The 21,994-nt window shown below is 35.7% G+C and carries 22 protein-coding genes; 11 read left to right on the top strand and 11 right to left on the bottom strand.

The window, feature by feature from the left end; translation table 11 throughout:
• Nucleotides 1-144 precede the first annotated feature (144 nt).
• Complete coding sequence (locus AC2TFD_RS03730; protein ID WP_484675000.1) at nt 145-1,227, bottom strand: branched-chain amino acid aminotransferase; 1,083 nt, start codon at nt 1,225-1,227, stop codon at nt 145-147.
• 282 nt (nt 1,228-1,509) lie between these two features.
• On the opposite strand from AC2TFD_RS03730, the gene AC2TFD_RS03735 reads away from it, so the two are divergent.
• Nucleotides 1,510-2,052, top strand: coding sequence for a YhcN/YlaJ family sporulation lipoprotein (locus AC2TFD_RS03735; protein ID WP_484675001.1), 543 nt, complete (start codon nt 1,510-1,512; stop codon nt 2,050-2,052).
• Nucleotides 2,053-2,270: 218 nt separating this feature from the next.
• Here AC2TFD_RS03735 and AC2TFD_RS03740 read toward each other — a convergent pair whose 3' ends face one another.
• Nucleotides 2,271-2,756: a pyridoxamine 5'-phosphate oxidase family protein gene (locus tag AC2TFD_RS03740; RefSeq protein WP_484675002.1), complete on the bottom strand. Its 486-nt coding sequence runs from the start codon at nt 2,754-2,756 to the stop codon at nt 2,271-2,273.
• A 219-nt stretch (nt 2,757-2,975) separates the two neighbouring features.
• Between AC2TFD_RS03740 and AC2TFD_RS03745 the strand changes: the two genes are divergently transcribed.
• From AC2TFD_RS03745 to AC2TFD_RS03755, 3 genes are all read left to right on the top strand, one after another.
• Nucleotides 2,976-3,836 carry an EamA family transporter gene (locus AC2TFD_RS03745; protein ID WP_484675003.1) on the top strand — a complete coding sequence of 287 codons (861 nt, stop codon included), beginning with the start codon at nt 2,976-2,978 and terminating at the stop codon, nt 3,834-3,836.
• A gap of 154 nt (nt 3,837-3,990) precedes the next feature.
• Nucleotides 3,991-4,215 carry a hypothetical protein gene (locus tag AC2TFD_RS03750; RefSeq protein WP_484675004.1) on the top strand — a complete coding sequence of 75 codons (225 nt, stop codon included), beginning with the start codon at nt 3,991-3,993 and terminating at the stop codon, nt 4,213-4,215.
• 402 nt (nt 4,216-4,617) lie between these two features.
• Nucleotides 4,618-5,733: a M20 metallopeptidase family protein gene (locus AC2TFD_RS03755; protein ID WP_484675005.1), complete on the top strand. Its 1,116-nt coding sequence runs from the start codon at nt 4,618-4,620 to the stop codon at nt 5,731-5,733.
• A gap of 163 nt (nt 5,734-5,896) precedes the next feature.
• Here the strand turns inward: AC2TFD_RS03755 and AC2TFD_RS03760 are convergent, their stop codons facing one another.
• Together AC2TFD_RS03760 and AC2TFD_RS03765 are read right to left on the bottom strand one after the other, a co-directional pair.
• Nucleotides 5,897-6,364, bottom strand: a complete 468-nt coding sequence (locus tag AC2TFD_RS03760; protein WP_335568147.1) for a phage tail protein — start codon at nt 6,362-6,364, stop codon at nt 5,897-5,899.
• 23 nt (nt 6,365-6,387) lie between these two features.
• Nucleotides 6,388-6,867: a GyrI-like domain-containing protein gene (locus tag AC2TFD_RS03765; protein WP_335568148.1), complete on the bottom strand. Its 480-nt coding sequence runs from the start codon at nt 6,865-6,867 to the stop codon at nt 6,388-6,390.
• Between the two features lie 116 nt (nt 6,868-6,983).
• Between AC2TFD_RS03765 and AC2TFD_RS03770 the strand changes: the two genes are divergently transcribed.
• On the top strand, nt 6,984-7,946 hold the full coding sequence (locus AC2TFD_RS03770) for a helix-turn-helix transcriptional regulator (protein WP_335568149.1): 963 nt from the start codon (nt 6,984-6,986) through the stop codon (nt 7,944-7,946).
• Between the two features lie 317 nt (nt 7,947-8,263).
• Here the strand turns inward: AC2TFD_RS03770 and AC2TFD_RS03775 are convergent, their stop codons facing one another.
• From AC2TFD_RS03775 to AC2TFD_RS03785, 3 genes are all read right to left on the bottom strand, one after another.
• Nucleotides 8,264-8,461, bottom strand: a complete 198-nt coding sequence (locus AC2TFD_RS03775; RefSeq protein WP_335568150.1) for a hypothetical protein — start codon at nt 8,459-8,461, stop codon at nt 8,264-8,266.
• Nucleotide 8,462: 1 nt separating this feature from the next.
• Nucleotides 8,463-9,464 (bottom strand): DUF4085 family protein, encoded by a 1,002-nt coding sequence (locus tag AC2TFD_RS03780; protein WP_335568151.1) that lies wholly within the window; start codon nt 9,462-9,464, stop codon nt 8,463-8,465.
• Between the two features lie 145 nt (nt 9,465-9,609).
• The gene (locus tag AC2TFD_RS03785; RefSeq protein WP_335568152.1) at nt 9,610-10,800 is read right to left on the bottom strand and encodes a coenzyme F420-0:L-glutamate ligase; all 1,191 of its coding nucleotides are present in this window, start codon (nt 10,798-10,800) and stop codon (nt 9,610-9,612) included.
• A gap of 118 nt (nt 10,801-10,918) precedes the next feature.
• Between AC2TFD_RS03785 and AC2TFD_RS03790 the strand changes: the two genes are divergently transcribed.
• The 3 genes from AC2TFD_RS03790 (at nt 10,919) to AC2TFD_RS03800 (ending at nt 13,896) form a co-directional block, all read left to right on the top strand.
• A complete protein-coding gene (locus AC2TFD_RS03790; protein ID WP_335568153.1) occupies nt 10,919-11,809 on the top strand; it encodes a LysR family transcriptional regulator in 891 nt (296 codons plus the stop codon).
• Nucleotides 11,810-12,077: 268 nt separating this feature from the next.
• Nucleotides 12,078-12,617, top strand: a complete 540-nt coding sequence (locus tag AC2TFD_RS03795) for a sigma-70 family RNA polymerase sigma factor (RefSeq protein WP_484675006.1) — start codon at nt 12,078-12,080, stop codon at nt 12,615-12,617.
• A complete protein-coding gene (locus AC2TFD_RS03800) occupies nt 12,610-13,896 on the top strand; it encodes a DUF4179 domain-containing protein (protein ID WP_484675007.1) in 1,287 nt (428 codons plus the stop codon). The genes AC2TFD_RS03795 and AC2TFD_RS03800 overlap by 8 nt, the downstream gene beginning before the upstream one ends.
• Nucleotides 13,897-14,001: 105 nt before the next feature.
• On the opposite strand, the gene AC2TFD_RS03805 is transcribed toward AC2TFD_RS03800, so the two are convergent.
• Nucleotides 14,002-14,340 (bottom strand): DsrE family protein, encoded by a 339-nt coding sequence (locus tag AC2TFD_RS03805; protein ID WP_335517041.1) that lies wholly within the window; start codon nt 14,338-14,340, stop codon nt 14,002-14,004.
• Nucleotides 14,341-14,345: 5 nt separating this feature from the next.
• Nucleotides 14,346-14,663: a TIGR04104 family putative zinc finger protein gene (locus AC2TFD_RS03810; RefSeq protein WP_420489091.1), complete on the bottom strand. Its 318-nt coding sequence runs from the start codon at nt 14,661-14,663 to the stop codon at nt 14,346-14,348.
• 279 nt (nt 14,664-14,942) lie between these two features.
• Between AC2TFD_RS03810 and AC2TFD_RS03815 the strand changes: the two genes are divergently transcribed.
• The 3 genes from AC2TFD_RS03815 to AC2TFD_RS03825 all read left to right on the top strand — a co-directional run bounded on the left by AC2TFD_RS03815 (nt 14,943) and on the right by AC2TFD_RS03825 (nt 18,518).
• Nucleotides 14,943-15,536, top strand: coding sequence for a lysozyme inhibitor LprI family protein (locus AC2TFD_RS03815; protein ID WP_484675008.1), 594 nt, complete (start codon nt 14,943-14,945; stop codon nt 15,534-15,536).
• Between the two features lie 537 nt (nt 15,537-16,073).
• Nucleotides 16,074-16,958: a DMT family transporter gene (locus AC2TFD_RS03820; protein ID WP_335568154.1), complete on the top strand. Its 885-nt coding sequence runs from the start codon at nt 16,074-16,076 to the stop codon at nt 16,956-16,958.
• A gap of 372 nt (nt 16,959-17,330) precedes the next feature.
• Complete coding sequence (locus AC2TFD_RS03825) at nt 17,331-18,518, top strand: M20 family metallopeptidase (protein ID WP_335568155.1); 1,188 nt, start codon at nt 17,331-17,333, stop codon at nt 18,516-18,518.
• A gap of 330 nt (nt 18,519-18,848) precedes the next feature.
• On the opposite strand, the gene AC2TFD_RS03830 is transcribed toward AC2TFD_RS03825, so the two are convergent.
• The gene (locus AC2TFD_RS03830; protein WP_484675009.1) at nt 18,849-20,426 is read right to left on the bottom strand and encodes an ATP-binding protein; all 1,578 of its coding nucleotides are present in this window, start codon (nt 20,424-20,426) and stop codon (nt 18,849-18,851) included.
• Between the two features lie 817 nt (nt 20,427-21,243).
• Complete coding sequence (locus AC2TFD_RS03835; RefSeq protein WP_027323047.1) at nt 21,244-21,741, bottom strand: P-loop nucleotide/nucleoside kinase family protein; 498 nt, start codon at nt 21,739-21,741, stop codon at nt 21,244-21,246.
• Between the last annotated feature and the right edge of the window lie 253 nt (nt 21,742-21,994).

Genomic DNA, 21,994 nt, shown 5'->3' on the forward strand with positions numbered 1-21,994 from the left:
ATGGTAAACAAAGTGTATCACAAAATCACGAATTCTCCTAAATAACATTTTAGAGAGTGACTTAAATTGATATTTTTTTGTGTGATTCAATTTATAGACAGCTTGAATTTAAGAGGATTGGCAGCAGCAGCAGCCTTATGGTTATTAAACCTCAACCTGTGCAACCTTCACTGTCCAGTTAAATGGATCTTCTTTTTTACCAAGCTGGATTCCAGTCATCTCATCATAAATGTCTTGAGAGAGGTGTCCAATTTGATTATCGTTAATGACGATTGTTTTGTCTTTCCATGTTAATTCGCCAACAGGTGAAATAACAGCAGCGGTTCCTGCTCCGAAGACTTCCTCTAGTTCGCCGCGTTCATGTGCCGCAAATACCTCTTCAATTGAGATTCTTTCTTCACGAACAGTGATATTCCAATGCTTTAATAATTGAATAACTGAGTCACGGGTAACACCTGGCAGAATACTTCCAGTTAATTTTGGTGTAACGACTTCGCCCTTAATCTTGAAGAAGATATTCATACTGCCAACTTCTTCAACGTATTTATTCTCTTTCGCATCCAGCCATAGAATTTGTGCATAACCAAGTCTATCAGCCTTTTCTTGTGCTTTCAGACTAGCAGCATAATTGCCTGCGTTCTTCACATGGCCCACTCCGCCAATGACTGCCCGGACATACTGCTCTTCTACATAGATTTTAACAGGATTTAATTGGCTGCCATAATAAGCTCCTGAAGGGGAGAGGATGATGAGCAATTTATATTCTGCAGCAGGACGTACACCGAGATAGGCTTCCGTTGCAATAATAAACGGGCGAATATAAAGTGATGTTCCTTCACCTTGAGGAATCCAATCCTTTTCTGTAAAAATTAATTGTTTGATCGCATGTAATACAAAGTCCTCATCAATTTGAGGAATACACATTCTGTCACAGGTATCATTTAAACGCTGCATGTTTTTCTCTGGACGGAAGAGCTGAGCCGTTCCATCTGCGGTCCTATAAGCCTTCATTCCTTCAAAAATAGCCTGTCCATAATGAAAAACCATCGATGAAGGTTCGAGTGTTAAGGGCTCGTATGGGGTAATTCTTGGATTATTCCAGCCGTTTTCTCTGTTATAATCCATCACAAACATGTAATCCGTAAAATACTTACCAAAGCCTAATGAATCTGCTGCAGGCTTTTCTTTTAAAACCTCTCTTTGAATAAACGAAATTTCCTGATTCATAATAGCACCTCATTCTTATTAATAGGTTCAGTTTTAAAACAATGAATCGTTCCAAACTGACACATATCAAAACATATAAAAATTATATTTTTGAAATAGTAAAAATACTTTCCTATACTATACCACTTTTTTTATTAAAACAGGATATTTTTGTTTTAGTTATGCCCAAGTTGTGACCACGTTTTTCCTAGTCCTAAAATCAATTAAAATTCTTCCAATCTCTACATAAAAAAGTGGGATAAAGGCAATTGTAAGTGTGAACTCATTTTAGGAGGAAAATAGATGAAAGCTATTAAACAAATATTGTTCTGCTTATTGATTGGTACTTTAGTGACCGGGTGCAATATGAAAGACGAAGGCAGAGAAACGGATCAGCATGGAGAGATAAACAATCGAAATTCGGGCGGTTTAAATATAGGAAATAGTTTAGGAAATCCCAACCTTACACTTACGAATACTTCCACAAATACAAACAATCAAACTCATGCGGGGGTACACGTAGAGAATGGAGCCCAGGAAAAAGTCCAGAACCTGCCTGAAGTAAAACAAGCCACTATTATTGTTTCGAACAGAAATGCGTATGCAGCGGTGGAGATGGATGATGATTTTCATGGTGAAATGAGCTCATTTGTTGAAGATCAAATTGCCCAACAAGTAAGAGAAGCAGACCCAAACGTTCAGAATGTATATATTTCAAGCAATCGTGACTTTATTAGAAAGATGAACCACTATAGGGACGAAATCCAAAATGGCAGATCAACGGATGGAATAAACGATGGGTTTCATTCAATGGTAGGCAAATTCTTTTTAAATCATCAGAGGTAAAAAGGAAACTCAAGAGTTTCATTACCCATCCCAAATAATAAAAAGCAACTTGAAATGAGTGCCAAATTGTATGCTGATTTGTCACTCGTTTTTTATTGACGTAAAGCCCCGATGTGTAAGGGGACAATGGCTGTCTTATCTCACATTTTGATATACAAACTGGTTCTACCAAATAGCAAAATGGATTGTCCAATAACCAGACAACCCATTTTTTTGTGTTATTTATTTAATTCAACCGTTTCATTAATATCTGAGCTTTTAGAACTTTGCCCTGTCATGCGTTGATAAAGAAAGGCGATTTTCTTCGTAAAATTACCGGTTTCCCAATATTCAGCTGCTTCCGCTCTAACCTTTATCAAGACCACGTTAGGGTCATCATAAGAAGTTTGCATAATCTTTTCATATGCTTTGCTCCACAATTCCTTTTTCTTGTCTAAATCCTCAACGATTTCCGCTCTTCCACGGACGGAAACATAGGATTTACCTGCATAAGCCACATTAATTTCTTGATCATGTAAAATTTCTTCATATTTATTCGTCTCTTTTTTTGTGAAAAACCATAAGTCACCATCAAACTCTACTTCTTGTGTTTTCATAGGACGAGATACAAGCCCTTCTTCCGTTACCGTAGTCAGCATGGCCGTGTCTACGTCTTTGATTAACTCTCTTATTGTTTCTAGTTCTTCTTGTTTCATCTTAGACATTTCTATCACCTCATTCATGTATACAGAGGTATAGTACCCTTTACATCAACTTTTATTCAGATATAGCGGATTACTAAACTAACCCTAAAAATGAAACCAAACAACCGGAACGAATAGAGAAGGTAAACGAAGTGAATTTTAAATAAAATAAGAGGAGTTTTTGATACAATAAATGGTGCGTATAAAACTCAAATATTTATAGATCAAAGCAGGTGCAGGATGAGTATTATTTTGGCATTATTGGCAGCTTTATTTGCTTCCTTCACAGCGATTTTGGTAAAAGTCGGGATTGAAAATGTAAATTCCAACCTGGCAACCGCCGTTCGGACCATTGTAGTATTAATCATGGCTTTTATCATGGTCATGATCACTGGCAAGCTGGAGACGATTTCTCAGATTTCAACTACCGCTTTATGGTTTATTCTGTTATCTGGGTTTGCAACAGGCTTTTCATGGTTATTTTTCTTTAAAGCCCTTGCGATTGGTGATGTCTCCAAAGTGGTACCGATCGATAAATCAAGTGTGGTCCTTACCATAATTATATCTATACTTTTTTTAAAAGAGCCAGCAGAACCTCTTGTGATGGCTGGCGGAGCGATCATAGCCATTGGTACGTTTATATTGATTGGAAAAAATGAAGAAAAGAAACGATTTTCAGGATCCCATCAATATATTGTCTATGCAATACTAGCGGCGGTTTTTGCCGCCTTAACATCGATATTAGCAAAAATCGGAATGGAAAATGTCGATTCCAATGTGGCTACCTTTCTACGAACGATTGTGATCCTTCTATTTGCTTGGGCCATAGTGTTTTTTCAAGGAACACACAAGAAATTGAGAGAGATTTCAAAAAAAGGATATCTCTTTTTAGTCCTATCAGGTGTGGCTACTGGTTTATCCTGGTTATGTTATTTTGCAGCACTGGCAATGGGGAAAGTTTCCGTTGTCGCTCCAATTGATAAATTTAGTGTCGTCCTCACGATGGTATTGAGTTTTACTATTTTAAAGGAAAAAGCGTCCAAACATACCATTATCGGCGGAATTGTTATAACGGCAGGAACGATATTGCTAATAATATAATCAAAAAGGCTACCACTACTTCAATAGAAGGATACACTCCTAAAAAAACCACCGGCATAGACCAGATAGTTGAATTCAACAGAAAGTAATTTTTTTCAGCGTTAGCTGCCTTAATGGAAAGCTCTGGCATATAAGTAGATAAAAGCATTTTTAGGTGGTGTTCATCATAACCAGTATCCGGGAAGTAAATGATGTTCTCGCTAGTCTACCTCATCACTTAGCACAAAAGTGGCTGGGCAATGACTTCATAAAAAAAACGATTGCAACTAGTTATGACTATTGGGTAGAAGATACAAATTTCCCCATGACTTTAGAAGAATTGGTGCTGCAGTATCTCGACCATTCTGAATATCTGGGAGAAATGTTTGCTGATGATTAGTAAACATTAAATTAATAAATGCAAAAAAATGCGGACAGTGCCTGGCACCGTTCGCATTTTTACTGCAGTTACAAATGTGATTAGTTTATAATCGTTGTTCAAAATCAGTGGGAAATTAAGAACTCTTATTTACTTTCATTATCTTTAGAGAGAGACTATTTATTTTTTATAAGACCTTGTTCTTTGGGCTATGTATATATCGTTATCCTTATCGATGAGAATGAGTATTTTCAAAATTAATCCTATATTATATAATCAATAAGTTTTTGAATTTGAAAAATAAGAGGTTAAAAAAGTCCATAGTTAGTTTACTATTATTATAGAAACGATAGGGAAATCCTAATTTTAAGTTTAGGTTTGTAGATACATTTAGATGAACACCAGGAAGGGGTTAAAGATACAGTGGATGTAAAGAATTTAGAGTTAGCTAAACAACTGCGCCATGAATTGCACCAGCATCCTGAACTTTCGAATGAAGAGGTTTGGACAAAACAGCATTTAATAGATTTCCTTAAAAAGCATACACGTTTGGAAATCATAGATAGAGGCCGTTGGTTTTATGCGATTTACCGGGCGGGAGGGGATAAAAAGAACATTGCTTTTCGTGCAGATTTTGATGCACTTCCCATGCCGGAGGTGATCGATCTTCCATATGCCTCTAAGAATACAGGGGTATCCCACAAATGTGGACATGATGGTCATGCGGCAAGCTTAGCTGGCTTTGCACTCGAAGTTGACCAGAAGGGTGCAGAAAAAAATATCTTTTTCCTTTTCCAGCACGCGGAGGAAACGGGACATGGCGCGATCCAATGTGCAACATTTATAAAAGAACATAACATTGAAGAAATTTTCGCCTTTCATAATATGAGTGGAATGGCTTTTAATTCTATCAATGTCATCGACGGAACCGCTCATTGTGCATCGAAGGGCATGACTATCCACATGGAAGGTTCTCCGGCTCATGCCAGCCAGCCTGAGAATGGAGTCAATCCTTCCTTTGCGATTGCAAAGATTATTGATGCCATCCCTGAGCTTACCTCCCCTGAAAGCAATGAAGGTTTGGTACTTTGTACGGTTGTTCACGTAAACATAGGTGAAAAAGCGTTTGGTTTAGCAGCGAGCAAAGGTGAGCTGCTCATAACCATCCGTGCTCTCTACGAAGCAGAATTGGATACGCTTCAGAAAAACCTTGAGGAACTTGCATGTGAACAAGCGGAAAAGTACGGACTGAAGGTGAACTTCTCTTTCAATGATGAATTTCCGGAAACAGTCAACCACAAAGAAAGTTCTGACAAGATCCGTAAGGTTAGTAAAGAAAAAGGATTTCAGCTGGTTGAAATGAAGGAAGCCTATCGTGCCTCAGAAGATTTCGGCCACTATACGAAGTTAACAAAGGGTGCGATGTTCTACATCGGAAACGGCGAAAATTATCCTCATATTCATACCTATGAGTATGACTTCCGAGATGAAATCATTGAAACCGCAGTGGAACTATTCAAGGGACTTGCGGAAATATAAGATCTCCGTAGCGAACTGTGCCAGGCACTGTTCGCATTAGGCGTTTAGCCAGACCAAATGTAAATAAGGTTTTACATAAATACAAACCAGCACTTCCTCAATTTGATAGAGAAGTGATGGTTTGTTATTTGAATCCTTAGATGAACATGAGCCTTTGCTTACTTTAATATTCGCCTTTTATGACAAAAAACGAGCCCCGAATGGTACCAGCAAGTTTAGACTTCTGCCTAGCAAACTTAAACTTCCCTTCTAACTCCTTTGGTACCTCCATTCCCTCAGAAAGCTTAAAACCAACAGCCCGCTTCGGCTTAGGGCCATCAACCGTATACAGGACGTTGACCGAAAGACCATCCTCATAAAAAACGTAGGTCCATTTGATATTTTCCACTTGAAAGCGAGCTGTTTCTAAAGGTTTGGCCGCAAACTCAATATTCCGTTCATTCTTCAAAATTCGATTCACATAATCAAGGGTCTCGCTGGACTCGCTAGCTGGCACAACCGTAAATTCATGTTTGTATTTGTTCATAAAATAACGGGCTTCATTGGCACGTAAACCAGCAAGTGCCTCAGCTACAGGTGAAGACTCTAGACCAACCGCAGACACATTTTTAAAATCGACAATATAGGACATTTTCCATCAATCCTTTTTTCTCTTTATTTCCTAACAACTGGAATCCACATTTCACCAAAAACTAAGCCATCTCGCTGCCCCATCTCAACCGACGCATTTGGCCCGCCAACATAGGCAACTTCCTTTACTTCTGGCAAGACTTGACCGAAGGCAATGCCAGTAAGCATATTACTTAACTCTTCAGACGTTTTTGCTTCCCCTTTCACAACGATGTATTCCCCTTTTGGAAATTGGATCACTCTTGTTGCTTCTGGTAACGATTTCTCTGTCATGACGCCAGCATAATGCATCATCTTGTTATTCACTGCTTCGTTCACGACAAAAATATAGTCGTTTTTGGCAACAGATTTCAAAGTGTCAAGCGTTCCATCTTGTTTGACGGCCTGCCAAAAGTCTGCCTTTTCCTTCGTTATGCCAGTATAGTCGGTGTAATCACTCTTAAGCTCGGTTCCAAAACCTAAAACGTTAAAGCTATCTTTTTCTTCTAAAGTATAATCTGCCATATTCAATACCTTCCTTTTTTTAAATTGAATCAAATGATTTGTCTTTTCACTTGATGAGTTTATAATAACCTTAAATCGTGTCAAAAAATGATACTGTTTAGGAGGTGCGCAGCTGAATGAAAAAGGTTGAACGGATTAACATCATCATGCGGTATATCAACAACCGTTCCCACTTTACCATTTCTGAAATCATGCAGGAATTTAACATCTCTCGTTCGACAGCTATTAGAGATATCAGAGAAATTGAAGCTATGGGTATGCCTCTTGTTGCTGAAGTTGGAAGGGATGGGGGGTATTTTGTCATGCACAACTCTGTCCTGCCCAATGTTAGATTTACCGATAATGAGGTCAAAGCTCTTTTTATTGCCTTTATGGCCACAAGAAACCAACAGCTCCCTTATCTAAAGAGCCGCCAGTCTTTAGCTGAAAAGTTACTAGGTCTTATATCAGAAAACCAACAAGATGACCTTGTTCTTTTAAATCAAATCTTGCTGTTTGAAGGGACTAACCCGAATAATCCTGACCTGCTTGATCTGTCAGACCTCCCCCATCCGATGTTAGAAAAACTCATCCAAATCCTTCTTTTGAATCGGTATTTACTGGTTACCGTAAAGGAAGAGAAGCTCATAAAGTCTTATCCAATTTATCTTTTGCATCTTTATCGAGAAAAAAGCCTGTGGCTGATTGAGGGCTTTGACTTTAAGGAAGAAAAGAAAAAGATCTTTCATGTCGACAATCTCACCGACGTCAAAAACTGCCCAACGAACAAAAGATGGAGTAGGAAAAAAATTATAGAAAAACTCAGTAAGCAGGAAGAAGTAATCAATCTTTACCTTGAGCTTGGTCCTAAAGCGATTGCCCAGTTTAAAAAATACCACCCTTTAAAATTATCAATTTCCTATACGAATCCTTACCAAGCCACAGCCATTCTAAAGACTTTTATCAATGTAAATATTCCCGAAGAATTGGCTGAAATAACAAATTGGCTGCTTTTCCTAGGTGAAGATATCAAAGTTAAGGAAATGCCAGTAGAAGTTTACGAAGGTTTACATAAGAGATTAGGCTTATTCTGCCCATAAGCAATCACAGTTACACTATATTTGTTAATGAAAGTAAAGGTGAACAGTGATAGGCACTGTTCACCTTTCGCTTTTTGTTTTTTGTTTAATTTTTCACTCTACGAAGCAAAGAGTGTTTTTAACCAAAAGCCTCGTAAATTTAATTAAACAATCCACGGGTGCAAGTTTTGTAAAAGAAGGAAATAAATTGAAGGAAATACCTCGGTGTATCTAACGATAATAATTCCACCAAATGGAAAGGATCAGAAATATAATCTTTATATAAATCCTCTCGATTTCAACTGAAGTATCACCAAAATCTTCAGACTGAGCATCATTTAATAAAATAAATTACGATACTTTTCTATGACCGCTTCTCCCAAAATCTCACTTTTATTAAAACGGCTGACATAAATGCTCACCATCATTTCATTTTCTTCTGTCATCTTCATTTTTAATAAGACCCTGTTTATAAACGCTGCCAGTTCTTTCGGATTTGCATACATTGTATTCCATGCATGTACTTGTAATTCCAAATCATTCCCTAAGGCAGGCAGCTGCTTCGATTTGTTCGGTTGGAACAGGTTCGTTAAAATGTGCATACGGATCTTCATAGACGTCGGTGTAGATGAGCTGAATTGGATTGTACTCTTTTAAATCATAAATAAAACGTTGATTGTCAACAGAAACCACCATCTCATTTTGTCGCAATTCGAATTTTCCGTTATCTAAAATAAGATTATCTGTAAATGCTTTAATACTGCATTTCAAATGAGGTGTAATCAACCAATAGCGATTATCGGGATTTAACAGGGAAACATATTCTGCAAGTACGGTTTCTTCCAGCTTTTCTTCATCTCTCAACCTTGTATAAACCTTCGGACGATAATAATATTGGGCATCCATCCCATTCATGGTAATTGTCCACTCTGCATCAGGACAATCAAACAACACACGGAATGCAAAACCTTCATCCGTTTTCTGCAGCTCATAGTAAATTAACCATTGCCCAACTTGTAAAGGTTCATCCGATTTTTCCGTTATGACATCATGAAAAATTAGTTGAATATGGGATTTCGTTGAAAATCCGCTGTCTGTATTGATGTAAAGATGAAGCGTATTCCCTTCACGTTCTATTCTCTCAATGATGGCATCATGTAAACTTTCCTCAAAGACATCCTGAACCGCAATTGGTAAATAGGCAGCGGCTTGTTGTGTTTGTCCATAGGCAGCATCTAAAATTTGTTCAAATTCTTTGGCTGATTCCTGGACCCATTGCAAGTAATCTTCTCTCACTTTTTTTGGTAATGTCGATTGATTTAATGTACCATTCTCCAAATACGGAATGAAACGTTCAGGTAAGACGTGTAACAATTCCTCTTTGACTTCCTCAAGTTCTTCCTTCAAACGTGTAATGAGGTCTTCCCCTTCCGCTTTTGCTTCTGCTATAGCCATTTTCCAGTCATCATCAGATTCATGAATGGGAAGAAGATGACATTTTGAAAATTTTACTTTCACTTCTTTTGTTAAATTCCACATAAACTCACCTCAAAGTAATTGGTAAAAATAGTATACTATACTTTTTACCTTTACCCCGAAACGAACTCCATTCTGTATGAAAAGGAAAAAGTTTAACAAAAAAATTAGATGCCCTATATGGAGGCATCTAGTTTTTTTGAATATCCTATTTTGTATAATTATCAAAATAACCTTGGATAAAGATAATAGGTGTACCCTTATCTCCACTTCCTGAAGTTAAATCTGATAGAGAACCGATTAGGTCGGTAAGTTTTCTAGGTGTAGTCCCTTGTGATTCCATCGATCCTACAAGGTCAGATTCTTTATTATTAATAAATTGAGAAATCGCTTGTTTAAGTTCCTCACCCTTTAAATTAGCAAAGTTATTATCAGCGAGATATTTTAATTTTACTTCATTAGGTGTGCCATCAAGACCTGATGTGTAAGCCGGTGATACTACTGGATCCGCTAGTTCCCATATTTTACCTACAGGATCCTTGAACGCTCCATCTCCGTAAATCATCACCTCAACATTTTTTCCAGTCTTTTCTTTAAGCATATGCTGTATGTTATCAACTATAGGCTGGCAATTACGCGGGAAAAGTTTAACACTATCCTCTGTAGCTTTATTTGATCCTAGCAGACCATAAGCTTCATTACATCCGCTGCCATCAACAGACTCTGATAAGATGTTATCAAGGCTGTAAATCTTTTCTCCACCATTTGCTTTTAATATTCTCTTTGTTCTAAATCGTGTATGTATATCGCAAGTTAGAACATTTTTTGTGTAATCCAAAATGGTTTTTGGATTGTTTGAGAAGATAACCTCACATTCAACACCGTATTCTTCAACTAACGATTTATAATAATCAATATAATCAACACCAGTAAAAGTATGTTTATTATATCCAAAATAATCACGGAATTGTTTTTCTGTTAATACATCTGTCCAAGGATTAACTCCCTTTTCATCAAGCATGTCAATATCCACTAAGTGATTACCAACTTCATCAGCTGGATAGCTAAGCATTAAAACAATTTTTTTAGCTCCTTTTGCAATACCACGGAGACAGTTTGCGAAACGATTACGACTTAAAATAGGGAAAATAACTCCAATCGTATCTTCTCCGAATTTTGTATGAATATCTTTCGCAATATGATCGATTGTCGCATAATTACCTTGTGCACGAGCAACGATTGATTCTGTTATCGTAACAATATCTTTATCATTAATCGTGAAGCTTTCAACTTCTGAAGCCTTTAACACACTATCTACAACGATTTCTTCTATTTTGTCCCCTTGATTTATGATTGGGCAACGAAGACCTCTTACAACAGTTCCAACTACTCTTTCCAATATAATCGCTCCTTATAACTACTTACGTTAATCTAAATTATATCTACTTGTAATATACATTTGTTTAATGATATAAGTAAAATTAATATCTCTAATGATGGGTATAAGAGGTGATTATGTGATTAGTAAATTAGATTTATATAAAGTATTTTGTATGGTGGGGAAAAGTGGAAGTTTTTCTAAGACAGCAAAAGATCTTTATATGACACAACCAGCAGTTAGTCAAGCAATTATGCAATTAGAAAGAGAATTAGATACACGTCTTTTTAATAGAACACCTAAAGGGGTATCTTTAACAAATGAGGGTAGTCTTCTATTTGAACATGTAAATTCGGCAATTAATTTAATTGACGCCGGGGAAGAAAAGATATTAGAATTTAAAAATTTAACGGCGGGGGAATTAAAGATAGGTGTCGGTGATACGATTTCTAGATATTTTTTGCTTCCTTATTTAGAAGATTTTCATAATAAATATCCTAATATTAAATTTAAGATTAAAAATGGTACAACATTAGAAATCTGTGCTTTATTAAAATCCGGGGAGGTTGATATTACAATTTGTAATTTTCCGATTGATGATCCTACATTAGAACAAAGACCATGTATTGATATTCATGATACCTTTGTTTGCGGGGAGAAATTTAAGAAGATAGTATCTAAACCCTTAAGTCTTCATGAATTAGTAAAACTGCCACTCATCTTTCTTGAACCAAAATCAAATTCAAGACAGTATGTAGAGGATTATATATTATCTAGAGGTATAAAGATGTCGCCGGAATTTGAATTGGGCTCACATGATTTATTATTAGAATTTGCTAAAATAAATTTGGGGATAGCATGTGTGACGAAAGAATTTTCACAAGAGTATTTAAATAAAGGATTATTGTATGAAGTACAACTAATAGAAGAAATTCCAAAGAGAAATATAGGTGTATGTTATTTAAAAAGTGTTCCTCTGTCACCATCTTCAACAAAATTTGTAGAGATCATAGAAAAAAGGTTGGAATGAAAAACAGCACCTTCTCGTAATAGCTTTCCCCGATATATGATTCGGAAGATTTTGCTTACTATCTTGAAAAAATCCCTGGTTGTTTCTTTTTCATTGGCTGTAAACCATAAAGGGATGTCGTAATGAATTCACAATAACCTTCCCATTTTTTAAAAGTATAAGGTGCTATTCAAAGGAATAGCGCCATTTTTAATAGCTAAAAAAATATATCTAGAAAAATGAACTTTTTATCCCTGCCATGACTCTTATAATGGAGAGAGGTGAAAGCATGAATGTCGTTCGGTTAGTGAAAAAGGCAAAAAAGGGTAGTAAAGAGGCATTGCTCCAATTAATTATGGCAGAAAAAGATGATTATTATAGACTCGCTCTCACCTATTTGGAAAATTCGCATGATGCCATGGATGCAATGGAAGAAATGATTGTTAAGGTATATGAAAATATCGATCAACTAAAGAAAGAAGAAGCTTTTTACAGTTGGAGTAAGACCATTTTAGTGAATGCTTGTAAATCCATGCTTCGGAAGCAAAAGCAGCTAGTGTTAATAGATGATGATTGGCATACGTGTAATCTTAGTCATGAGCAGACTAGTAATCCATATTTAAGTACTGAGCAACAAATAGATATCAAAGAGTTATTGATTCATTTAAATGCGCAGCAAAAAGAAGCGATTCAATTAAAATATTTTCATGATCTCGATTATCAAACCATAGCGGAAATGACATCTGTTCCGATTGGAACGGTTAAATCAAGGATCTCCCAAGGATTGAAAAAGCTAAGAGATCATTATAGGGGTGATGTTCATGGATAATCTTGAGAAACGGTTAGCGGAAGAGAAGAAGCTTATCGACTCTATACAAGCACCAGATGAATTAGAGATGAGATTAAGGAGCGCACTTCATAATACTTCGAAAAAAACAAAACGATATTCGTTTAGCTGGAAGGCAGCTGTTGTCGCTTTATTTTTTATTATCCTAATGGGATCTCAATACAATGCTGTTGCATTTTATGGAAAGAAACTGCTTGGTTTCGATGAAGTAATAAATGGTACTTTAAAAGAGCTCAATGAAAAAGGCATGGGACAAATCGTGGAAAAAAAGACAAGGCTTGAAGATGGAACTGAGCTTATGATTAATGGATTGATTTCAGATTCTAATCAGTTAGTAGTGTACTACACATTATCGAATCCAAAGGGGATAAAGACTAGTACTAGTGACAATTTCAGACTTTCAAGAATTTCTGGTTTTCTTACAAACTCAAATGCGGAGGGAGGTACGTCCTTACTTAATGATGAACATACGGAAATCAAAGGAACCATTTCTTTTGAACCCGTTAGTCCATTTTCAAAAAAGTTAAATTTATACTTTTGGCAGGGTCATCAGAACGGCCAGATGACCGAAGGCAGTATTGAAATTCCATATAATCCAAACAAAGCAATGGTTGCCGAATTTAAGCAATCGCTAAAAAAGACATTTAAAGTCGATAAAGGTACCATCACATTTCATTCGATTACAGCCTCTCCAACGATGACAATGATCAAAGGCACGTTAAATGTTGAAAACTTTGATCGAGTGGATTCCTCGTTCGGTGCAATTGAATTAATGGCGAACGGAAAGCCGATTGAATTAATGGGCAGCAGCAATACATCTTCACTAAGAGGAAGAAAGTTTGATATTCGTTACAATGCATTACCGAAGCAGCTGGATTCACTTGAACTAGTCATAAAAGAGTTTGTCGGCTATAAGAAGCTAGAAGAAAAAATCTCCCTTTCATCCAGTAGTAATGGGCCGATTACGATTGATGGGAAAGAACTGTGGATCAAAAATGTGTCAACCACGTCACAAGGAGTGGAAATAACGATTTCTACAGATGATGATGTAATGCTTGAAGGTGTATCCATTCAATTACAAGAGGAAATCATCCCTTTAAAAACTACCGTAAATCAAACCTATCCAAAACAGGAAGACGGCAGGGTAGTAAAGGAACGCACCTTGCAATTTGATTCAACGACAAAGCCAGAATATCTTCTAATAGAGGGCATGCATTATATGAAGGTATACAATCAGAAAATGAAGATTTCGGTTGATTAGAACAAAAGCCAGTTGAAATACGGACTTATAGTGTAAAAAAAGACTGCAGAAGAGATTCCTCTGCAGTCTTTTTAGTTTGCCGGCAAATGAAAATATCGTAGAAAATCAAGATAATGTAATGACTTCATATTTTGAGGCTAACTCAATGAATTGAGCCATTCCGCTGATTTTTCCAGCTGTAAGCTTATCACTCAGCTCATAATAGTCAACACATGTTTTACAAGCAATGACGTCAACACCATTTTCTTCAAGTTCTTTTAATTGGAGTGAAACAAGCGACCTTTCCGTTAATGTAAACACACCGCGGTTCATGCAAAAAACAGCCGCAGGCAGTTCTTCCCTTTGTTTAAGAATCGTAAAAAAGGTTTCTAAAATTCCTTCTCCTAGTTCTGCTTCACCTTTGCCAAGTTGATCGGAAGCAAGTAAGATTACTTTGTTTTTCATTTTCTTCACCTCTTTGATTTAATCATGCTATGCTGAATTTCGTATTTCACTATGTACGGCAAAATCATACTAAGCAGCAGTACATAATATATAAATATTACTAAAATAACAAATGGAATAGATAATTCTTGTTCTCTTGCAAATGGAACGATTAAAACTATTAGAGTAAATAATATAGCTGATATAGTCCTGGAAGAAAAAGTTATCTTATAATCAGCACCACAATGACTACAGGTAATAGGTTTATAGCTAAATAAAAGGGATTTTGAAATTTGAGCCCACTTAAATCTCTTATTACATTGACCACATTTTTGTAATCTCATACTCCCATTTCTCCTTTAACAAAAAATCAATTTCTGCTAACTTAACTTCCCCTGTTAGAGTGAGTGTGAATTTTCAGAGTTTTTATCTACATTTTAACATAAATATCCAGTTGAAAAGATGTTTGCGATTTTTTTAAAAAGAAGGATTGCCACTTGTTTTTGTGAAAATCGTTATTTTCCTTAGCGCAAAGATAATTCGCTTAATAATTAAGCGAATTATCTTTTTTTGAAGGTAAATGGAAAATTTATGCTAAAGTTGTTTTAAAGGTGGGGATTACTATGAAAAATAAACAAATATTTTTAATGGTGTTGTTCACCATAGTATTTGTTAGTTTGGCTGCTTGTGGAAACCCAACAAATAAAGACATAGCAGCTAATACAACAAAGGAAGATTCAGTAGAAAACAATGCTCGAGAGAGTGATGACAAGAGTCCGGTAAATGGACAAGTGGATACGTCTACAAATTCAAGTGATAAAGAGTCATCCAATTTCGATACTAGTGAAAATGAAATAACAGTAAGTAAGAAGGAAGAGTATCTCCAAAAATTAAATACTACGAAACAAGCAACGGAAGAATTGAAAGCAACAGATTCGTCAACATTCGCATTAAAAAAGGTGGAAAACGATAGATGGGAAATGTGGGATGCATTGTTGAATGAGGTCTATGGAGTCCTTAAGGAGCAGCTTTCTACTGAAGAGATGGACCAATTGAGAACAGAACAACGGAATTGGATAAAACATAGAGATGATACTGCACTAGAGACATCCCTAAAATATAAAGGCGGTACGCAGGAGCATTTAGAATATGAGGCTGTGTTAGCAAATCTTACAGAAGAAAGATGCTATCGGTTAGTCGAAAATCATATGAAATAATTTTAGCGAACAGTGTGCTGGGCATTGTTCGCTTTTTTAATCTTTCAAAATATTTCTTGTGCTCCAAAAACCAGCAAAAGAATAATAAGCGGAGACTTTCCGGTTAAATGCAGAATGGAGCCTATTTCGGGGGGATATAAGAGGAGGTTTTCCGGCTATGCAGAGAAAAACCTCACATTTTTGACATTTTCATGCAAATAGGCGGAATATCTACGTCTATTTTGAGCCTTTTTAATGAAAACTATGAATTAAGCGGAATTACTCCGACTATTTAGATTCTTAAAATTAATAAAATCAACTAAGAAGAAGGCTCATGCTTCAGTCTGCTCTATAATAAGCCGATAGCATTGCGGCTAAACTAGAGTGAAAACTTGAAAAGGAATTTGAATAAGAGAATAGAAATTATCTTGAATTAATTATTTACGATGGCCCAACCTACATTTTAGTGAGTTAATATCCAATCAAAAATGTATACGAAAAATTTTAGTAAGTTTAAAATAGGACAGTTAGCATTTTGTTGTAGGAAGGGTGATAAATATGTTAAAGGCATATGCTTGGCTAACGTTTTGTGTCATGGTGTGGGGAAGCAATTTTGTATTTGGAAAGATGTTAGTCCAAGATTTTTCCCCAGCTCTGTTGACCATGCTTAGACTTTTGTTTATTGTACTATTTTTAATTGGATTATCCTCTTACAAAAAACAATTTAAACGAGTTAATATATCGGATTTACTCGCGGTCTTTTTTCTAGGGGTTATTGGTGTTTTTATTAACCAATGGTCTTTTTTTGTAGGATTACAAACAGCTGATCCAACAACATCTGCATTAATTTTGGCAACTACCCCTATTTTAACTAGCGTACTAGCTGCCATTTTTTTAAAGGAAAAATTAACCACCCGTATGTTAATGGGGTCTATTGTGGCAATCATTGGTATATTTTTTGTGGTAGCAAAAGGTAACTTATCTTCTTTGCATATCGATAAAGGTCTATTATGGATTGTTATAACGATGATTACATTCGCCATTATGATTATCATGACGAGGATTCTTTCTGATAGAATAGATCCACTTACCATTACGTTATATTCAAATGTTGTAGGCTTGATTGTGTCAATTCCTTTTGCTTTTTTACTAGACAAGCCCTTACAAATAAGCTCTAAGATTTCGGATTGGTATTTTCTGATTGGAACTGCCGTTGTTGTACACGGTATAGCAACGTTGATTTGGAATAACAACATTAGACATGTTGATGCTTCAAAGGCTTCCATATTATCTAATTTAGAACCTTTTGTAGCAATGATCATGGGATTGATATTGCTATACAAACCAATAACTGGAGAAGAAATTTTAGGATCACTATTTATAGTGGGAGGGGTAGTACTATCTACATATCAACGAAAAAGGCTACATAGCCTTTCGAATTAACAAAACCTAAATCATAAAAAAGTTTAGCCAAAATATAAGAAGCAGTATGGAAAATATCTACTCGGGTAGGAAAAGAAAGTGAACCATGTTACGAGCAGACCATAACAGATTTTAACATTAATGTAGATGAGGTTTTATATTAATAAAATCCCCCTCTAGTATTGGCTGCGATATTACTGAGTTTAAAGAATCATCAACATAACCGCATACTAAACAACTATTAATTTTGTTTATCAGCTTATTTTTCTATAATGTGGGGATGATTGAGGAAAGAGAGAGAAAAGTGTTGCAATCCAACATCTATCCTAACAACCAACGTTGCAACACAGCAGTGACTATGGACTTAGAATAAAATTTATGTGAGGGATTTTAATGAAGAAAGAATTAATGGAGATGTTAGAAGCCCGCAAGGATGAAATGATTCAAATTCGCCGTTATTTACATGAGAACCCGGAGCTTTCATTTAAAGAGGAAAAAACCGCTCAATATATTGCTGATTTTTACAATGGAAAAGATGTTGAAATACATAGAAATGCAGGTAACGGAAACGGGATCATCGTATCGATAAAAGGTGGGAAGCCTGGAAAAACGATTGCTCTTCGTGCTGATTTCGATGCACTGCCCATTTTGGAAGAAACAGATGTACCATTTAAGTCGAAAAATGAAGGTGTGATGCATGCCTGCGGCCATGATGCCCATACTGCTTATTTACTTGTTCTAGCCGATTGTCTAATCCAGTTGAAGGATTCAATTGCAGGAAGTATTAAAATTATTCATCAGCATGCAGAGGAAGCACCTCCTGGAGGAGCGAAAAGTATTGTTGAATCTGGCGTGCTAGAGGATGTAGACAATATATTTGGTATTCATATTTTCCCTACACATCCAGCAGGTTTTGTCGGCTACCGCAGCGGATATTCGTTGGCGGGCAGGTCATTTTTCAAATTAATCGTCCAAGGTACTGGAGGACATGGTTCTTCTCCGCATTTGGCAAATGATGCAATAGTTGCTGCTGCCCACTTTGTAACAGCGGTACAAACAGTGATCAGCCGCCGAATTAATCCTTTTGAGATGGGTGTAATTACAATCGGCTCATTCGATGGTAAAGGAACGTTCAATGTGATTAAAGATAGTGTAGAGCTTGAAGGAGACGTCCGCTATATGACAGTTGAAACACAGCAGATCATCGAAAGAGAAGTAGATCGAATCGTGAAGGGGATTGAGTCGGAATTTGGTGTACAATGCACGCTTGAATATAAGGCTGATTATCCGCCGCTCTATAATGATCCGGAAGTAACAGCAAATGTTGTCACAAGTCTAAAAAACATGAGTGATCCAGACATTAAAGAGGTTGGAGAATATCCGATGCTCTCTGGATCGGAAGATTTTGCTTACTATCTTGAAAAAATCCCTGGTTGTTTCTTTTACATTGGCTGTAAACCAAAAGGGATTGAGAACGCCTATTTCAATCATCATCCGAAATTCGATATTGATGAAGAGTGTCTTCTTGTTGCGGCCAAATCAGTTGGACAAGTTGTATGCAGCTATTATGGGTTGGAGTAGGACTGGAATAAGTCCCTTCATCACCCGCATTTTCTTGAATTCACCAACATTACAGCGAACAGTGACTAGGCACTGTTCGCTATTTACTTTAAAGTATCCAGTAAAGGAGTTTCTAGTTTTTTATCAAACAGCCTTGATGAAGGATTTGAAGAAAAAAATAGAAATTGTCTTTTTGAATTAATTATTTATGATAGGGCGAGCTTTATTTTAAGTAGATGAGGTTTTTTCCTAAAATAGTAACAGCACCTTTTCTAAAGAGTAGGAAAGGTGCTGTTTGATGTTTGGATGATTAGATAACATTTTCTGCATGAAAGTTTGTTGCATTTTAAATTAGCTGCTAGTGGGCAAAAAAACTCTCACTTCGGTCCCTTTATTTACTTCACTATTAATCTTTATAGAACCATTATGTTTTTCAATAATACGGTTAGAAGTTAATAATCCCAGCCCTGTTCCCTTTTCCTTTGTTGAGAAAAATGGTTCGCCTATCTTCTTTAACCGTTCTTTCTCAATACCACTTCCGTTGTCAATAAAGATAATTTCCACTCCACTATCTGGGACATTCTTCAAATATATATAAATGTCCCCATTACTTCCGATGGCTTCAATAGCATTTTGAAATATATTTATAAGCACTTGTTTAATTTCATTTGGGTTACACATTATTTGGTAAGAGTGATCTAATTCTGAGTGAATAGTAATATTTCTTAAGTTTGTTTGACTCTCAAAAAGAGTAATCACATTTCTTATAAGAGTATCAATATTTTGAAGAGATTTTGGTGAGTTTTGGTTTGGTTTCGCTAATGATAAGTATTCAGAAACAATAGACTCGATTCTAGATATTTCACTTAACATTATTTGCACGTAATGGCGATCAAATTCTCCGATTTGATCAGCTAACTGTATAAACCCTTTTATTGAAGTTAGAGGGTTTCGTATTTCATGTGCAACACCAGCAGCAAGCTCACCTACCACAGCAAGTTTTTCTGATCTTAAAATTAGGTCATTCGCCTTCTTTTGTTCTGTAATATTACGTCCTATAACCAATAAATGTTTCCTGCTACCGTCTGCAAAAAAAGTAGGTACCTTGATAATATCAAATGTAGCGGAGAATTGATTGCCTATAAGAAGATCCAATTCGAATCTATGGGGTATACCCTTCTCCCAAGAAATTTCATCGTTAGAAAAGCAATTTTGAAAGTTTCTAAACCATTCATTTTGGGAAAAAAGTTCGTCTAGATGTTTATTCCTATATTCATTATTTTTCAGTTTAAATAAATCTTTAGCATACTGATTCATTTCAATAAATCTTCCCGTGCTATCCTGAATATAAATTAAATCTGGCATTGAATTTATTAGCGCTAAAATTTGTTGTTCATTGTCCTTTCTTACTTCTTCCTTTTTAGCATTATCATCTCTTTCTACTGCTCTGCTATAGCGAATTTGCAGGAAGGCTACTAGAAAGGTAACAGAAAGTGTAAATAAAAAGTAAGAAAAGTCACCTTTGTGATAAGTATAATTAAGACGTTCCTCGTAATGATAAAAATGGGCGCCTATAAAAATACTAATTATGCTCATTAATATTACTGGGCGGTAATCCTGATATAAAGATAAAATAAAAATTACTAAAAAAATGAGGTAGAAATTAGATATTACAGGTTCATTATTTATAAGTACGAATGTAACAAATGACATCCCCAGTACACATAAATACATTGTTTGCTTAATAAAAATTTTCCTGAAAACGAAAATTGATATTGTTCCACATACTAAAATCCCACTACCAAAAAGGATACTGATAAAAGCAGGATCTTTATGTTTTAATATTTGTACTAGCATACATATGATAAAACAAACCCATAAAATACGGGTTAACAAAATGTTTTTATTGTGTATTTTTTGAATACTCACTTTTTATTTCACCTCTAAGAAATGAATGAACTGCTTTTTAGTTAACAAGATATTATGACTCCAATAATAAATATTTCACCTGTAGAGGCTATTAAAGATCATGTAGAAACATCAAAAAAACTTTAAAACATGATTATTACGGCAAATTAAGAAAGTAATTACAATGGAAATCATATAAACGAGTCTTTTAAGAAAATATTTCAACTGGGGAATTCTACGATTAAAAGTTATATTAATATTAACATAGTTGAAAATATTAAATAAACTAAGTTTGAAAAAGACAACCTTTTATTTACCAAACCTAAAAAATAAAAAACTGCTCATTAATTTTTGATTTAATTTGAAGGTTCTAAACACTTATTGATGTTGTACTGGTTGTCCCTTTTTTTAAGGGTAGCCGATTCAGCATGACCATATACCATTCTCCTTTCTCATTTAGATAAGTTACGGCGAGCCTTACCAAAAGTATATGAGGTTCTTATAGTAAAACCTTTCGATACTGGTTCAGCAGCTTAGAGTTTTTTAAATCGTTCCGTTTTCAGGTGCATATCCTGTAAATGACAATGAAAAAGGCGTGCAATCTGACAACAGATTTGACACGCCTTTTTTCATTTATTATTGATTCTCTGTCACCCATAAATGTAAAACGTCTTCTTCAACTAAAGCACCCGTTAGCTTAAGTGCACCACTTCACAAAGTTACACCGATTTTAACATATATACATTGAAACTTTTCTTACTCACATTTCATTTTATATCATATAGAGCACCTCCCAGAACAAAAGGTACTCTATACATACGATTCATTGAACTTCTTGTTATTCTTTTCCGCTAAACTCTAAAATATTTAAACCCTCGGATTCTTCTGGTGCTTCAAAAAAACTAGTTACATGAATAAACACCGCTTCCGTGTCAAAAGCCGCTCTTTCAGGTTGTTCGTTACGCCTTTGTGCAATTTGACGTAAGCATTGGTCGTTATTTAGATTAAGGAAAATTAGTTGATGGCTTGCATTGACCTCTGATGCCATATCCAAAAACCACTTTCGTAGTTTTTTAGTGTTAGCTGGAAAATCCATTACAACATCTGTACCGACGCTCAATATGTTTTGGACATGCTTTTTCACCAACGGTTTGAGCTGTGCTGAGAATTTTATATAATCATCAAATGATGCGAACTGATTGGGGTAAAGAGATGAAAGCCATTCATCCTCAGACAACAGTACCGCATTTTTATCTATCGCCAATTGTTTTGATTTAGTTGATTTCCCTGCACCCATTTTTCCACAGAAAAAGTATAGCGTTCCCAATTGTTTCATATTTTTTAACCCCCTTTTAGTTTAAACTTTTTACTTCTTTAGTTCCCATAGACATTCTCCGCTTATTAATATTTAGATGTTAAGATTTATATCCAATTACTTATTCTACCAATTTAATTTATATTCCTTCTTAAACAAACCTGCCCCGTTAATTCAATAAAAAAAGGACCGCTGCCGTTACGATCCTTCTTAACTCTAGCATCGGTTAATTGAACGAGGTATGCAATAAAAAGTAACTCTTGCACCTGGTTAG

The sequence above is a fragment of the Neobacillus sp. plas4 genome, assembly GCF_057221695.1.

What these genes read in the sequence shown, in the direction of transcription:
- AC2TFD_RS03765 (WP_335568148.1), bottom strand. Translation starts at nt 6,867, where the DNA reads ATGGCAGATTATACTTTAGAAGAAAAAGATAGCTTTAACGTTTTAGGT.
- AC2TFD_RS03760 (WP_335568147.1), bottom strand. Translation starts at nt 6,364, where the DNA reads ATGTCCTATATTGTCGATTTTAAAAATGTGTCTGCGGTTGGTCTAGAG.
- AC2TFD_RS03835 (WP_027323047.1), bottom strand. Translation starts at nt 21,741, where the DNA reads ATGAAACAATTGGGAACGCTATACTTTTTCTGTGGAAAAATGGGTGCA.
- AC2TFD_RS03805 (WP_335517041.1), bottom strand. Translation starts at nt 14,340, where the DNA reads ATGAAAAACAAAGTAATCTTACTTGCTTCCGATCAACTTGGCAAAGGT.
- AC2TFD_RS03740 (WP_484675002.1), bottom strand. Translation starts at nt 2,756, where the DNA reads ATGTCTAAGATGAAACAAGAAGAACTAGAAACAATAAGAGAGTTAATC.
- AC2TFD_RS03795 (WP_484675006.1), top strand. Translation starts at nt 12,078, where the DNA reads ATGAATGTCGTTCGGTTAGTGAAAAAGGCAAAAAAGGGTAGTAAAGAG.
- AC2TFD_RS03745 (WP_484675003.1), top strand. Translation starts at nt 2,976, where the DNA reads ATGAGTATTATTTTGGCATTATTGGCAGCTTTATTTGCTTCCTTCACA.
- AC2TFD_RS03730 (WP_484675000.1), bottom strand. Translation starts at nt 1,227, where the DNA reads ATGAATCAGGAAATTTCGTTTATTCAAAGAGAGGTTTTAAAAGAAAAG.
- AC2TFD_RS03810 (WP_420489091.1), bottom strand. Translation starts at nt 14,663, where the DNA reads ATGAGATTACAAAAATGTGGTCAATGTAATAAGAGATTTAAGTGGGCT.
- AC2TFD_RS03800 (WP_484675007.1), top strand. Translation starts at nt 12,610, where the DNA reads ATGGATAATCTTGAGAAACGGTTAGCGGAAGAGAAGAAGCTTATCGAC.
- AC2TFD_RS03780 (WP_335568151.1), bottom strand. Translation starts at nt 9,464, where the DNA reads ATGTGGAATTTAACAAAAGAAGTGAAAGTAAAATTTTCAAAATGTCAT.
- AC2TFD_RS03770 (WP_335568149.1), top strand. Translation starts at nt 6,984, where the DNA reads ATGAAAAAGGTTGAACGGATTAACATCATCATGCGGTATATCAACAAC.
- AC2TFD_RS03735 (WP_484675001.1), top strand. Translation starts at nt 1,510, where the DNA reads ATGAAAGCTATTAAACAAATATTGTTCTGCTTATTGATTGGTACTTTA.
- AC2TFD_RS03820 (WP_335568154.1), top strand. Translation starts at nt 16,074, where the DNA reads ATGTTAAAGGCATATGCTTGGCTAACGTTTTGTGTCATGGTGTGGGGA.
- AC2TFD_RS03815 (WP_484675008.1), top strand. Translation starts at nt 14,943, where the DNA reads ATGAAAAATAAACAAATATTTTTAATGGTGTTGTTCACCATAGTATTT.
- AC2TFD_RS03825 (WP_335568155.1), top strand. Translation starts at nt 17,331, where the DNA reads ATGAAGAAAGAATTAATGGAGATGTTAGAAGCCCGCAAGGATGAAATG.